The sequence below is a fragment of the Puniceicoccaceae bacterium genome (assembly GCA_040224245.1).
In the GTDB taxonomy this organism is placed as follows: domain Bacteria; phylum Verrucomicrobiota; class Verrucomicrobiia; order Opitutales; family JAFGAQ01; genus JAKSBQ01.
Genome location: JBEGIR010000010.1, coordinates 1 through 13,565 on the forward strand (window position 1 = coordinate 1; position 13,565 = coordinate 13,565).

At 55.2% G+C, this 13,565-nt stretch carries 11 protein-coding genes and 1 tRNA gene; 6 read left to right on the plus strand and 6 right to left on the minus strand.

Annotation, left to right across the window (positions count from 1 at the left end):
• Positions 1-464 (plus strand): response regulator (locus ABQ298_01385; protein MEQ9823016.1); only part of this gene is annotated, 464 nt, incomplete at its 5' end.
• 84 nt (positions 465-548) lie between these two features.
• Here the strand turns inward: ABQ298_01385 and ABQ298_01390 are convergent.
• The 6 genes from ABQ298_01390 to ABQ298_01415 all read right to left on the minus strand — a co-directional run bounded on the left by ABQ298_01390 (position 549) and on the right by ABQ298_01415 (position 7,508).
• Positions 549-893: a hypothetical protein gene (locus tag ABQ298_01390; protein ID MEQ9823017.1), complete on the minus strand. Its 345-nt coding sequence runs from the start codon at positions 891-893 to the stop codon at positions 549-551.
• A gap of 113 nt (positions 894-1,006) precedes the next feature.
• Positions 1,007-2,446, minus strand: a complete 1,440-nt coding sequence (locus ABQ298_01395; protein MEQ9823018.1) for an amidohydrolase family protein — start codon at positions 2,444-2,446, stop codon at positions 1,007-1,009.
• Between the two features lie 354 nt (positions 2,447-2,800).
• Positions 2,801-3,394: a transposase gene (locus tag ABQ298_01400; GenBank protein ID MEQ9823019.1), complete on the minus strand. Its 594-nt coding sequence runs from the start codon at positions 3,392-3,394 to the stop codon at positions 2,801-2,803.
• A gap of 197 nt (positions 3,395-3,591) precedes the next feature.
• The gene (locus ABQ298_01405; protein ID MEQ9823020.1) at positions 3,592-3,834 is read right to left on the minus strand and encodes a GIY-YIG nuclease family protein; all 243 of its coding nucleotides are present in this window, start codon (positions 3,832-3,834) and stop codon (positions 3,592-3,594) included.
• A gap of 130 nt (positions 3,835-3,964) precedes the next feature.
• Positions 3,965-4,040, minus strand: a tRNA-Phe gene (locus ABQ298_01410).
• Between the two features lie 174 nt (positions 4,041-4,214).
• Entirely contained in the window at positions 4,215-7,508 is a 3,294-nt protein-coding gene (locus tag ABQ298_01415) for a S41 family peptidase (GenBank protein MEQ9823021.1), read from the minus strand.
• Between the two features lie 860 nt (positions 7,509-8,368).
• Between ABQ298_01415 and ABQ298_01420 the strand changes: the two genes are divergently transcribed.
• Genes ABQ298_01420 through ABQ298_01440 form a run of 5 tightly spaced genes read left to right on the plus strand, consistent with a single transcriptional unit; the run spans position 8,369 to position 13,565 of the window.
• The gene (locus tag ABQ298_01420; protein MEQ9823022.1) at positions 8,369-8,839 is read left to right on the plus strand and encodes a hypothetical protein; all 471 of its coding nucleotides are present in this window, start codon (positions 8,369-8,371) and stop codon (positions 8,837-8,839) included.
• A 4-nt stretch (positions 8,840-8,843) separates the two neighbouring features.
• The gene (gene rsmH / locus ABQ298_01425; protein ID MEQ9823023.1) at positions 8,844-9,827 is read left to right on the plus strand and encodes a 16S rRNA (cytosine(1402)-N(4))-methyltransferase RsmH; all 984 of its coding nucleotides are present in this window, start codon (positions 8,844-8,846) and stop codon (positions 9,825-9,827) included.
• Positions 9,828-9,868: 41 nt separating this feature from the next.
• A complete protein-coding gene (locus tag ABQ298_01430; GenBank protein MEQ9823024.1) occupies positions 9,869-10,174 on the plus strand; it encodes a hypothetical protein in 306 nt (101 codons plus the stop codon).
• A complete protein-coding gene (locus ABQ298_01435) occupies positions 10,171-11,937 on the plus strand; it encodes a penicillin-binding protein 2 (GenBank protein ID MEQ9823025.1) in 1,767 nt (588 codons plus the stop codon). The genes ABQ298_01430 and ABQ298_01435 overlap by 4 nt, the downstream gene beginning before the upstream one ends.
• Positions 11,938-11,945: 8 nt before the next feature.
• On the plus strand, positions 11,946-13,565 hold the full coding sequence (locus ABQ298_01440; protein ID MEQ9823026.1) for a UDP-N-acetylmuramoyl-L-alanyl-D-glutamate--2,6-diaminopimelate ligase: 1,620 nt from the start codon (positions 11,946-11,948) through the stop codon (positions 13,563-13,565).

Here is a 13,565-nt window from a genome sequence, read left to right on the forward strand (position 1 = left end):
TGGGTTCCAGGTTTTGGTTCACGATCCCGCTCGTGACAGAGGAAAGGGAGCCGGAAGTGGCGGCACCCGCCGCGTTCAAGTTGCAGCATCCGGAAAACCTTCGAATCCTGGTTGTGGAAGATGATCGGATGAATCAAAAAGTGTTATCCTTGCTGCTCGGGCAGTTGGGAATCACTCCAGATATTGTTGAGCATGGAATTGACGCCATCGAGCGGGTGCGGAATCGCGAGTATTCCTTGATTTTCATGGATTGCAAATTGCCCGGTGCTGACGGGTTTGAAGTAACCAAAGCGATTCGCAGAATGGACCTGTCGCACGATCCGGTGATCCTTGCACTGACGGCAAATGCATTTCCCGAAGACAGGCAGCGTTGTTACGATTGCGGGATGAATGGATTTTTGAGCAAACCAGTTTCACGGGAGGATTTGATCCGCGCCCTTCAGGAGCATCTGTCGACACCGTAGGTCGGCATCCTGGTTTACGGGACCATTTTGTGATTTCTTTGCGATGATCCGCTTGCCGAATCGTTTGCCTCCGAGTTGACCCCATCACGGGTAGTGATGAAGAATGGTTGCGAACCCCAGCACGACCCAGGCGATCAGGGTAAGCACTGCCAGCAGGGGGCGCACGATGGGATTTGCCTGTTTGCGGATGAAGAGGAGTACAAGCAGCAGAACAGTCAGAATCACAGTGGGAAACCCATGTTGCCATCCCGGATGCAGGGGCGCGATGAATACCTCTGCAACGCTTTTGAGGAAGACGACGATGGAGAAGGAATTATCGCTGCCAAGATAGAATGCCAGCTCCAATGCCACAATGAAGAGGAGCGCGACGCACAGTTCCCGGGCATAGCGACCCCAGGTTGCGGTGCGGTTCAAATTGGAAGTGCTCATGCAGGATGTACGGAATGCAATATTCCATATGCGATGAGAAATGCAAGGGTGGCATCCCTGAACGTCGATAGCTGGAAGCTGTCCGCTACACGTTGCATAGCCGACGGTATCCGTTAATGCATGCACGGAATTTCAGTCCAGGCCATGTCAGCAGAATTGCAGGGTGAGGCGTTTTCCTGCCGCACGGATGCGAGCATCGATTTGATGTCAGAGCGACTATACCAGCGACCTTGCGTGAACACGCCACTGACAGTCTTCGCGTTTTCTATGTCAATCAACGGGTTGGCATCGAGCAGAATGAAGTCTGCTCGATAACCTTCCTCGATGCATCCGGAAAACTCGGATTCTCCCAAATATTCGGATACGGTCACCGTTCCCGCCCGAAGTGCCTCATAGGGTGACAGGCCTGCTTGCACCAGCAGTGCGAGTTCTGCATGCAGTGAGTGTCCTGGTACCATGGAACCAAAGGAATCAGTTCCGAGCAATAGGGGAACTCCCTGTCGATGAAGTTGGTTTGTGAGCTGGAGCAGCAGTGCAAGGTTCTGTTGGATCTCGTCGGCCGTCAGCGGAAATTCCTCTTCCTGATAGGGGTTGGATTCCGCACTCAGCCAGCGTTGCTTCACGCGGTGCGGGAGGTATGCCATGCACGGATCCTTCGCCAGTGCTTCAAGTGCTTCGTCACTTACCCATTGCGAGAGGTTTTGGTAAACGATAAGGGTTGGGTCGAGATAAATGCCCGATTCGGCCACCGTGCGGGTGAGCACTGCACGGTAGGATGGGTCGCGTAGCCGGTCCACGTTGGCGCGGTAACGTGCCAGTGGATCCAGGTTTGAAACGTTATTCTCCTCGGGATTCAGCGTTGCATAGAGGAATTCTTCCATGTGCTCGAGGGCGTTCATTTCCAGACTTTTTGCCAGCGGCAGATGATGTTGTGCGTGTCCGACTACGCGCAAGCCGCGCTCGCGCGCCCCGGCAAGGATCGCATCAAACACCTCAGGCTCGAGGTTCCCGTGGATTTTCACGAAGTCCAATCCTTTGCTTACATGCTCATCGAGCACTGCTTCCACAGCCTCGATGCTGGCAGGGAGGTCCGCATTCAACTGATGACCGCTGACCAGGTAACGGGGACCCGCCAACTCACCGGTCGCAATGCTTGCCCGAAGCTGCAGATGATCGATGCTTCCCTCCCCATCTGCCAGTCTCATGTTGGCAACCGTTGTCACTCCATGGGCGAGGAACAGTTTGAACATCTGCTCCGGGTTCCACCGTACATGAACATGCATGTCGGCCAGTCCGGGCATGAGGAAGCGTCCGCCCCCATCGATTCGGGTGTTGGCTTCGATGGGATTTGCGTCGAGGGTGTCGAGAATCGCGACGATGCGCCCATCTTGGATTGCGAGCGCCTTTTCCGGTTCCACCTCCTCGTGGCGCATGGATAGAATGTTAACGTTCTCGACGATGTATTCCACTGATTCGGGCAGGCTGCGTGCGGTAAGTTGCAGGGCGATCATGCTCACGAATGTGATGCAGAAGGGATGGATGGGATTTCTCATGGTTGGATGTTGTCTCTGATGTATGAGTTGACTTGCAAGAGTTCGCTTCACCTCGAAACATCTGCTGGATGCTTCCCTGCGCCAGAACTGAAAGTCTGCGGCGATGCGATCTCTTCAGTTGTGGGTGCATGACGTCACTCCCTTCCCCAATGTTACAGGAAATTTTCCCGACGCTTGTCCGAGTGCTGAAGTAAGGAAGTGCTTACATTCAATTCCGTCAGCGATGTGCAGCTGTTCTGCCGTATTCGCCAACTCGCCGCAGCGCAGCATCCTGCTCGCGTGCTGAGGAGCTTGGTTTAACTGTATCGGGAGCATCCTGCTTGCGCTTTGTGAAAAGGGAGCTGGAAGCTCTCGCTATTTTGATGGGTTTTCGCGAATATAGCGGCGGACGGCTTGCATGGCTGCATCATTTCGAACGATGTGGTCGTAGGATTCATGCTGCCAGAGCTTTCCAGTTCGTCCAAGACAACGGTTTAGCTGATTGGCAGTGTAGGATTTCCAGGAATGCAGAATGTTCGCTAGAGCATGATCGGGCAACGGTTTCACTAGAACATGCACGTGATTAGGCATCACCACGTATTCGTCCAGAACATACCGTCGCTCATTAAAATGCTGAAGTGCGTGATGGACCAGTGATGCATTGTCCGGATGTCGCAACAGACAGGAGCCGTTACCATGGTGCAGGAGTTCTTCGTAGCGTTCTGAGAAGAGTCGATGGTATGCGATGCGTTCTTCCCGTGATAGATTTTGCAAATCATGCGTTTGCCGCCACTGCTCACGTTGGTGATGGATTTTGTCCACAACACTGCGGGGTAGTGCATCTGCCAGACGAAAGGTGACAAAATACCAAATCGGACCCTGTTCCCAGTGTGGGAGATTGCCACCAGTGCGGATGTCGATCTCGGTAAAGGGATTGAAAAAATCCCACATCCCGATTGAACGCTTCAAGGTAGCGGGAGCATCCTGCTCGCGCATTGGAAAAAGGGAGCTGGAAGCTCCCTCTACCCTTCGAATAGCCCCACTGCGTTGCCTTGCAGGCAACTTCGAGGGGCACCTTTCGCTGGGGTCGTGCATGATGGGAGGTTTGGGAGTGGAGGAGTAGGATGGAGGTGGTACACCACCTGAAGCTCAAGGAGCGAAAGCATCTACCAGAGTCGTTTTTTTGCAAATGCAATGCCGGATCCGCTCTTGAGATAGCGTTCAAAGCGAAAGGCTTTATCTTCGGAATTGAATGCGGCATAGAACACGATTTTCCACGGTCTGCATGAAGCTGTGGCGGGCACTTTACCGTAGTTGTGGTAGAGAAGCCTTTGTCGCAGATCAGAGGTGAATCCAATGTAGTGTTTTTGCGGGCATTTGATGCTTTGCAATCGATAGACGTAGGACATGGCCCCACTGCGTTGCCTTGCAGGCAACTTCGAGGGGCACCTTTCGCTGGGGTCGTGCATGATGGGAGGTTTGGGAGTGGAGGAGTAGGAGTAGAGGTGGTACACCACCTGAAGCTCAAGGAGCGAAAGGTGGTGGCCAGACCCAGAATCGAACTGGGGACACAAGGATTTTCAGTCCTCTGCTCTACCGACTGAGCTATCTGGCCCCTTCGTTTGCAGCGCCTTGGCTGACGAACGAAAAACTGGATTACGCCAAGTTTTGCAGGGGTCGTCAAATGGAAAAATGAAAAAAATGACAACCCTGCTCAAGGCCCACGTCCACGCGGGAAAACGCGGGCTCGACGTGGGCATTTGAACCTGGATTCCGTATGGGAGAACGCTTATTCTCCGAGTTCGGTTGGCAGGGCTGGAGCCTCGGTCAACACTTCGGGTTCGTAGGATTCGAGTTCCTGCAGGATGTGTGCGATGGCAGCGTCGAGCTGGGTGTCGATGCCCTTGTTGGTGGCGATGGGGTCGAGCTTGACCTCAATATCGGGTGCCACGCCTTCATTCTCCACGCTCCAGTTGCCGTCGGCGTCGAAGAAGCGGAAGAAAGGCACGGTAAGGAATCCGCCGTCCATGAGCGGCGGGTTGGCCGAGATGCCGATGAGGCCGCCCCAGGTGCGTGTGCCCAGCAGTTTCCCTGTTCCGGTATAGCGGAACATGAAGGGAAGGTAGTCTCCACCCGAACCAGCATCCTGATCGATGATCATGACCTTGGGTCCGTGCAGCGCGCCTGAGGGTGTATTGTAGGTGAGACCGTCGCGGTCTGCCCAACCGGAGAGGTGCTTGCGCGCGAGGGTTTCGATCAGGTAATCTGCCGCCTGACCGCCCCCGTTGGAGCGCTCGTCCACAATGAGTGCTGCTTTGTCAACCTGGGCGTAAAACATGCGATTGAAGAAATCGTAACCGTCACCTGCGGTATTGGGCAGGAAGACGTAGCCGACCTTGCCCTCGCTCTGTTCCTCCACCTTGCGGCGATTGCGTTCCACCCAGTCCCAGAGGCGCAGGCGCGACTCGTCGCTGATCGGTGAAACCACGATGTCGCGTGAATCACTGCCATCGGGCGTGGCTGCAATTGTGAGTGTGACCTGTTTGCCAACCGTGCCCTGCAGGCGCTGGAAGAGGTTGTCGCTTGTGGACAGCGGCGTGTGATTGATGGCGATCAGGTAGCTGCCGTCGTCGACGCTTTGCCCAGGCACAGCGAGCGGTGCGTCGATGAATGGAAGCCAGGGAGCCGGGCGATAGACCTGTTGCAGGCGATAGCGACCCTCATGGATGTCAATGTTGGCGCCAAGCAGACCCGTTTGCACGGCACTCTCCTTATGCAAATCCCCTCCGCCCACGCGGTTGTGTCCGGCGTGCAGTTCGGCGATCATTTCGACGAGCAACTCGTTGAGATCCTCCCGTCGACCGACATGATCGACGCGGGGGCGGTATTGATCATAAACTGCCTGCCAGTCGAGTCCGTGCAGGTTGGGCGCGTAGAAGTATTCCTTCTGCATGCGCCAGACTTCGTTGAAGATCTGCAGCCACTCTTCGCGTGGATTCACCCAGACGCGGCAATCACTGGTGGAAACGCCTTCTGCTTTGGCACTCTTGCCCACTTCGGTGATGGCGAGCGAACCGTCCACCTTGTTGAGCAGCAGGTGGGTGCGGTCTGCGTTCATGACAAAGCTCCAGATCCCCCGAAGCAGTTCGGATTCTTCCTTTTCCTCCATGTCGAATCGCATCAGGCGATTGTTTTCCCAGATCGATTGGCCTGGAGGATTTTGGGCAATGCCAGACTGCACGTATTCGATGTAATAGACGTTCCCATCCTTATCGACGCCAAGGTTGCCAATGTTGCGTTCGGCAACTGGCAGGGCGAAAATGCGTTGGGCAATGCCTTCGAGTTCGATGCATGGCTCGTTTTCGGCGTCTTCGGGATCTGTTTCGGTTGTGGCATCAACGGTTGCTTCGGCGGTGTCGGTGCTGGATTCCTCATCGTCGCTGGATTGCTCGTTGTCATCGGATGAGTCGGATTCCTTGTCTTTCTCATCCTTGTCTTTCTCTTCCGGTTTGGGTTCATCGCCGGTTTCCGGAATCAGTGGTGAGGTTCCATCAGCCTTGAGTGCGACCGCGTAGAGTCCGGCACGAAGCGGATGTTCACGACTGGACATGTTCAGGCCCACCTGAACGGGGCCTGAATTGGTAGAAGCCGTGAAGTAGAGGTAGTCACCCTTGGGGCCGAAGGTGACCGACTCGACATCTGCCATGCCATCGCTGAGACGATGGTGCTGGCCGCTCGCGAGTTCGTAGAGCATCAGGTCGGAGTGGAAGTTGGGTTGCTCCAAGGTGTAGGCGATCCATTTTGCATCAGGGGCCACCGCTATTGCGGAGGAGGCGCGCCGGGCATGCGTTGCCAGCAGGGTTGAGGTGCCGGTATCGAGGTCGAGCAGGTGCAGTCCGAGGTGGTTGTCGGCATAGATCAGTGAGGGTGAGTCGCCGCCGATCCAGGCCAATAGTTCATAGAAGTGGGAACCGAGTGGGATCAAGCGGGGTGCATCCTTGCCAAACTGATCGGAGAGCGCAACGGATTGGCCACCCTGTTCGTTTTCTGTGATCCATGCGATCTGTTGGCCGTCGGGAGACCAGAGGGCACTGCGGTCGTTGGCGTTCCCGGAGTGACTCAGGTTGCGGGTAGGACCCTCTTCCACGGGTATGGTGAAAATTTCGCCACGAGCGGACAGGAGCACGCGCTTGGCAGACTTGGACAAGTCGGTATGGGTGATCGTGCGGCTGGCATCCTTCCACTGCGGGCGCAATTGCGGAAGGTCGGGTTGAATGGAAATTTTGATCTCGCTGACGCTTCCCTTGTTCACGTCACAGTGATAGAGGCGTCCGCCAGCCTCATATACGACGGCATTGCCATGGGCACTGGCTGAGCGGATGTCCCAGTCGCTCTGCTCTGTGAGTGCTTCAACCTGCTTGGAGTTTGGGCGGTAGCGGTAGAGGTTGAAGGTTTTGTGCTGGCGGTCGGACAGGAAGTAAACATCGGAACCGATCCACATGGGATTGATATCGTTGACACCCTCGCCCGGGATGGTTTGCAGCTCGCTTTGATCAGGGTTGAGCAGGAGAATATCGGGTGTGGTGCCGCCCCGGTAGCCCTTCCAGCCCGAAGAACCTCCAAAGAGACCATTGTAGGCGGGGTGGAAGGGAATGTAGGCGAGCTGACCTTTGCTGCTGAACTGACCCTGTACGATGCGCGCCAGCATGAGTTTTTCGGGCGCACCACCGGTGATCGATACTTGATAGAGTTGGCGGGAACGCCCGTGGTCGGTTTCCCGCGCGGAGGCGAAAATCACGGCACTGCTATCGCTGCTCCAGTCCTGCGGAACATCACTGTAGGGGTGCCAGGTCAGGCGGGTGGGTTGTCCGCCGGCAACCGGAATGATGTAGACATCGCGGTTGTCTTCATAAGTGGCACTGAAGGCAATCCACTTTCCGTCGGGAGAGAAAATGGGGTCGGATTCGGTGGCGGGATGGGAGGTCAGGCGCCTTGGATGGGAACCGTCGGTATTGCTCACCCAAATATCACCAGCGTAAACAAATGCCAGATGTTCATCTGACAAGTCGGGTTGGCGGAGCATTTGGGTGGATTCGGATGCGCAGAGCATCGATGACAGGACCAGGAGGCCCAAGAGGGAGATGTTGTGGATTTTCATAATCGCAAAAACCCAACCATGAGGATTTTTCGGATGCCTGCAAAACAATCGTGATAGCTAATCGGTGATAGGAAATAGTGATGGGTCTCTCTCGTCCTGATCAAAAGTTGACACATTGCTCGTGTTTCCGATGAACGGGAGTCTGCGTTCCCCTAAACAAAAACATCGTTCCTTCGTCACTGGATCGACTGCGTCGAACAGGATGGTCTGCGGCCCAACAGGTTTTTCCTTCGTAAATCAGTACATTGCTCGAAGCTTCAGCGAAGTTGGGAAATATCTCTCAAATGCGGGGACTCGGGGTGCAGCGATCTGACCTTGCTGCTGTTGTTGTTGATCCCTCTGCGCGAGCTGGAAGCTCCCACTACTTTCATCCTTGCTTCTGACTTCTGGCTCCTTGCTCCTGCGATTTCAATCGCCTGCGGGCTGGAAGCTCCCACTACGGTGAAAATGGGGAGTGGGGCAAAAGGGGGGGATAACGCAGCAGTTGAGGCGGAACTTGGGGTTTCGCTCGAAAACAGGAGGGGTGTGCGGCGCGAAGTGGGTGGTTTTGGTGGTGGAAGTTGTTGCTGCTCGGTGGTTTGCGGCAATTGGCAGTTTCGGTTGAGACGGTGGAGTTCTGTCGAAAACGAAGCCGAAACAATCCGGTTGACTGAAAAATCCCTGTAAAAACCGCAAAAATCGTGGGTTTTCATGCTTTAAAATGGGGCAAAAATGTTGACAGGTGGGGCATTGTGGGGGAAAGTGGAGCAAGTTAACTACGAGACATGTCCTCTTAATCCGTTCGAATGGGATCCCCGAATAAAGTCATCTACACTGGAGAATACCGGCACAATCGCGATGCCAAGGGTAGGCTCACTGTGCCCTCCAAATGGAGAGTGAAGGATGGCGATCAGGACGTTTATCTCGCGCTTCCGAATCCAACCAAGGGCTGTATTACGGTGTATCCGCCGGAGCGTGCAGCGAAGTTTCTGGAGCGCATGAGCGAGATTGATCTTGCCGATGAGGAGCAGCAGGAGGCCTTGATGGAACTGTCCTCCATGGCGCAGTCTTTTTCTTATGACGCCCAAGGGCGCATCAGTCTTGATGATCACCTGCTGGAGTTTGCCGGTATTGAAGGCAAGGAAGTGGTGTTGCTTGGGAATTTTGGGACCTTCTCCATCTGGAGTCAGGAAAAGTATGACAGCAGTGTTTCCAAGAGCGTGAAGGAACGCACGGCTAAGTTGAATTCATCGCTGTCGAAGCTGGGAAAAATCTAGGGCCATGGTAACGATGATGGAACAGGGATCTCTGCGCGATGCGCGCCCAGCGGGACACATTCCCGTGATGCTCGAGCAAGTTTTGCAGGCAGCCCGTGCGGTATCTCCTGGAAAAATCCTGGATTGCTGCTTTGGGGGAGGAGGCCACAGTCGTGCGTTTCTTGAGCAAACAGACGCGAGCGTAGTTGCGGTGGATCGCGATCCGGCTGCGATGGAGCGCGCGCAGGTTTTGGAGCGGGAGTTTGGTTCCCGCTTTCGCCTCTGTTCCATGAATTATTCCGAAATCGATTCCATTGGTGAGGCGGAGTTTGATGTGGTTTTTTACGATCTCGGCATTTCGTCATTTCACGTGGACGAGGCTGGGCGTGGATTTTCGTTTATGAAAGATGCACCGCTCGATATGCGCATGGATACGCGTCAGGGCATGAGTGCCGCAGAATTTCTCGAAAAGGCTCCTAAAGATGAATTAGTAAAGGCAGTTCGAGAGTATGGAGAAGAAGATAACTGGAAAAACATCGTTAAAGCGTTGGATGACGCCAGGGGGACGGGAACTCTTTCTCGCACCGTCTCTCTGGCTCGTCTGATCGAGTCAGTGACTCCCGCTTACCTTCGTCGTCGGAACAAGGGTATTCATCCCGCCACGCGCACCTTCCAGGGGATTCGCATGGCGGTAAATGAAGAACTGCACCATCTGGAATCCTCCCTGCCCAAAGCTTTTGAGCTGCTGCGCGAAGGAGGTCGTCTGATCGTGATTTCCTTTCACTCGTTGGAAGATCGCATCGTGAAACGCCAATTCCGTCAGTGGGCGGGGTTTGCGGTGGATCGCAATGATTCCACCCCGCGTCAGGATCGCACCATCGTTGCCCGGCTCATCACCCGCAAACCCCTGCGTCCCAGTGAAGCAGAGGTTGCGCGCAACCCACGGAGTCGCTCTGCGTTGATGCGAGTTCTCGAAAAAGGAACGGCTCAAGAGAAAGGGAAGGTGTGAAGGCAAGCGCATGGAAAGCAGTCATTTTTGTTGGCTCGATTGTGAGCATTTCGCTTTTTGCATCGGCATTTCAGCTGGTGCTCGTTCGCAGTGAAATCAGTGAGGACGCCAAGCGTATCGCTGAGCTGGAGTATTTGATTCTGAAGGCGCAGGACGAGCTGCGTGCGTTGGAAATTACGGCAGAGGATGCGGTTCAGCCGGATGTGCTGCAATCGCGCATTGGTCCGATGCTGCGTCTTCCCAGCGAAGGCCAGGTTATTCGGGTGCGCGGCAGTGATCTCAAATCCGTTACGGGATCGCAGAACCTTGCATCGAGCAATGCGATGACTGGAAAGGAGGGGGCATGATGGCACCGGCATTTATCAGTAACGGTCGATTTGCAGTGTTTGCGTTGGCGGTGATGTCGATCTTCGGAGTCGTTTCGGCACGACTATTTCAGTTGCACGTGCTCGACCAGGACCAGGCTCGCCGTGTCGTTGCGGAAAATCGTTATCGCTTTCAGGAGATTGAGCCCCGCCGAGGTCTCATTCTGGACAGCAGCGGGACAGTGCTGGCTTCGTCCAAGGCAACCTGGGACATCGGTGTGGATCCACAGGCTGTGGATGTGCGGGACCGTGAAAAGCTGGCACTGCTGGCCATGGTGCTGAATCAATCTGAAGCTGCACTCGAAGCAAAATTTGGTTGGAAAGATCCGGCCACGGCAAGCCGCAGCAACACCCGTTGGGTCAAATTGGCCGGGGAAGTGGATGAGTCCGTGTTCAAGGCTGTCAGCAAGCTCGATATCCGGGGGGTGTATGGAAACCGCTTTTACTCCCGCTACTATCCGTCGGGCAGCGATGCAGCTCATGTGGTTGGGTTTGTCAACAAGGCCCGCACGCCGGTCATGGGCATTGAGCGAACGCTGGATTATTATTTGAAAGGCAGCCCTGGTTGGCGCGTGCGCGAGATCAACGGTACCCGTGCGGAGATTCGGCAGTTTCGGGTGCGCGATGTGGAACCCCAGCACGGTTACAATGTGCAGCTGACTCTTGATGCGGACATCCAGCGCGTTGTGGAGACGGAGCTGGACCGCGTATTTGCTGAGCTGAAGCCAGAAAGTGCTACCGTGATCGTGAGTGAGAGTCGCACGGGTGCGATTCTGGCGATGGGCAGTCGTCCGACCTTTGATCCCAATGCATTTTGGAAGTATGACCTCGATGTCGACTTGCGAAACCGTGCGATCAGTGACGTCTATGAACCCGGTTCGACCTTCAAGATCATCACGGCAGCCGGATTTCTAAACGAAGGACTGGGCGACCGGGAAACCATTTTTGATTGTGGCATCTCGAGTGTCACTTACCGGGATCGCAGGGTGGTGCTGCCATCTGACACCCGTCCACGCGGAAAGATCCCGTTTCATGAAGTGATCAAAAAATCCAGCAATCGTGGTTCTGCATTGGCGGGACTCAAGTTGGGGGATTCCCGATTTTACGAGTACTGCCAGTCCTTTGGCATCGGTCAACCCACAGGTATTGAACTCAATGGCGAAGAGCGCGGAATCTTTCATTCCCTGTCGGACTGGGATCACTACACCCTGTCACGTCTCTCAATCGGCTACGGTGTGGGTGTCACGCCTTTGCAAATGCACATGGCGATGAGCGTGGTTGCGAATGAAGGCAAGTGGGTTGCTCCGCACGTTGTGGCTCAGGCTTTGGACGGTGAGATGCGTCCGGTCATGCGTTTTCAACAGCCAGAACCTCGCCAGGTAATTCGTCCGGAAGCTGCAAACGAGATCCGCAATTGTCTGGTCGAGGCGGTGAGTCTGGGCGGCACTGGAAACCGAGCCACCCTGCGCAATATTCAGGTTGCTGGGAAAACAGGGACCAGTCGCAAGTTGTTGAGCGAAGGATACAGTGAAGAACGACACGTGGGATCGTTTACCGGATTCTTTCCCGCAGAGCGCCCGGAGTACCTGATCACAGTCGTGGTCAATGATGCGCGCAATACTCCGTCAACTTATGGAGGAGTGGTCGCCGCCCCGACATTCCGTGCGATTGCCTCCTACATCGTATCTTCCCGAGGAATTCAACCTGAACCCGAAACCCGTGACCTCATGGTCTGGAATCATTGAATGCTGCCATGTTTGACCTGAGAGATCATCAGATGAGCTTGTTCCTGAACGCCGCCCGGAAGGGTGTCGTGATGCAGGATGCGCGTTTTGGTACTTCGGCGTATTTTAAGGATGCACCGTGCCGCATGAAACTATCGGATGTGGTTCGCCTGATTCAGGGCAACCGCCTGGGTTCGAGTCGCAACCGCGACGTAACTGCACTCGTGTGGGACAGCCGCCAAGTGGTGAAAGGCAGTGTGTTTTTTGCGATCCGGGGCAGTAAAACGGACGGGAATGATTTCATCCCCGAAGCGATTCAGCGCGGTGCCATTGCCGTGGTTTCGGATCAACCGCACCGCTCCCGCCCGGACGTGCACTACATTCAGACCCGCAATCCACGAATTGCACTGGCGAAATGCGCCCGTCATTTTTACGGATCGGCTGACGCGAAGCTTCACTTGGTGGGTGTCACCGGTACGAACGGAAAAACAACGGTAACCCGTCTGATCAAACACTTGCTCGACGAGGATGCGGATCGCTGTGGGCTGATCGGAACGATTGACTACATCGTTGGGCAGCGCGTGTTGCCGTCGCACAAAACCACACCGGAAGTGGATGAAACCTGTGCCTTGCTCGCCGAAATGGTGGAAGCTGGATGTGCATCGGCAGTCATGGAAGTCAGCTCGCATGGCATTGATCAGAATCGCACCTGGGGACTGCAGTTCGACACGCTCGCATTTTTGAATCTGTCGCAGGATCATCTCGATTATCACGGCGACATGGAGCAATATTTTGCATCCAAGGCTCGTTTGTTTGAGGGATCGGTCAATCCACTTCCCCGTCAGGCTGTGATCAACGTGGATGACGCAGCAGGCAGGCGTCTGCGGGAGCAACTGCCAGAGTCCGTGCGCTGCATTTCCTTCGCGACGGAGCAGGTGGAAGCAGATTTTCGCGCGACCCGCATCCACGCCGTCGCCAACGGAACCCGCTTTCTGCTCCACTCTCCTGAGGGACAGTTCGATCTGAAAATCCCGCTGGTTGGGCACTTTAATGTGAGTAATGCACTGGCGGCCATCGCTTGTGCATATGCTTCGGGTCTGGCACTGAACACCATCCTGCAACGTCTTTCGAAGGTTCCCTCTGTGCCGGGGCGCATGGAAGTGATCGCCGAAGAAGGGACTTCGTTTCTCACCGTCGTGGACTACGCTCACACGCACGACGCTCTTGAAAAACTGCTGTTGACCGTTCGTGCGCTGACTCCCGGTCGCCTGCACGTGGTGTTTGGCTGTGGTGGCGATCGTGATCGTGCAAAACGACCGCTCATGATGCAAACAGTCTGCCGCCTGGCGGATGAGATTGTTGCAACTGCAGACAATCCGCGCACCGAAGCACAGCAGCAGATTTTTGATGACATGCGGACCGGGCAGGATGCAGGCGCATCTGTTCGCTACATCCTTGACCGCGAGGCTGCGATTCATGCCGCCATCGCCGCAGCCGAGCCGGGCGATGCTGTCGTGATCGCTGGCAAAGGCCATGAAACTTTCCAGATCGTGGAAAACTCGATGATTCCCTTCGATGATCGCCTGGTGGCCCGGGCGGCACTGAAGGAACTATGCAATCAAACCTCACACCTGCTTGGAGATCATTAG

Bases quoted from the DNA above. Each gene is read 5' to 3' on its own strand.
- ABQ298_01390 (MEQ9823017.1), bottom strand. From the start codon at position 893: ATGAGCACTTCCAATTTGAACCGCACCGCAACCTGGGGTCGCTATGCC.
- ABQ298_01395 (MEQ9823018.1), bottom strand. From the start codon at position 2,446: ATGAGAAATCCCATCCATCCCTTCTGCATCACATTCGTGAGCATGATC.
- ABQ298_01405 (MEQ9823020.1), bottom strand. From the start codon at position 3,834: ATGTCCTACGTCTATCGATTGCAAAGCATCAAATGCCCGCAAAAACAC.
- ABQ298_01415 (MEQ9823021.1), bottom strand. From the start codon at position 7,508: ATGCTCCGCCAACCCGACTTGTCAGATGAACATCTGGCATTTGTTTAC.
- ABQ298_01420 (MEQ9823022.1), top strand. From the start codon at position 8,369: ATGGGATCCCCGAATAAAGTCATCTACACTGGAGAATACCGGCACAAT.
- rsmH (MEQ9823023.1), top strand. From the start codon at position 8,844: ATGGTAACGATGATGGAACAGGGATCTCTGCGCGATGCGCGCCCAGCG.
- ABQ298_01435 (MEQ9823025.1), top strand. From the start codon at position 10,171: ATGATGGCACCGGCATTTATCAGTAACGGTCGATTTGCAGTGTTTGCG.
- ABQ298_01440 (MEQ9823026.1), top strand. From the start codon at position 11,946: ATGTTTGACCTGAGAGATCATCAGATGAGCTTGTTCCTGAACGCCGCC.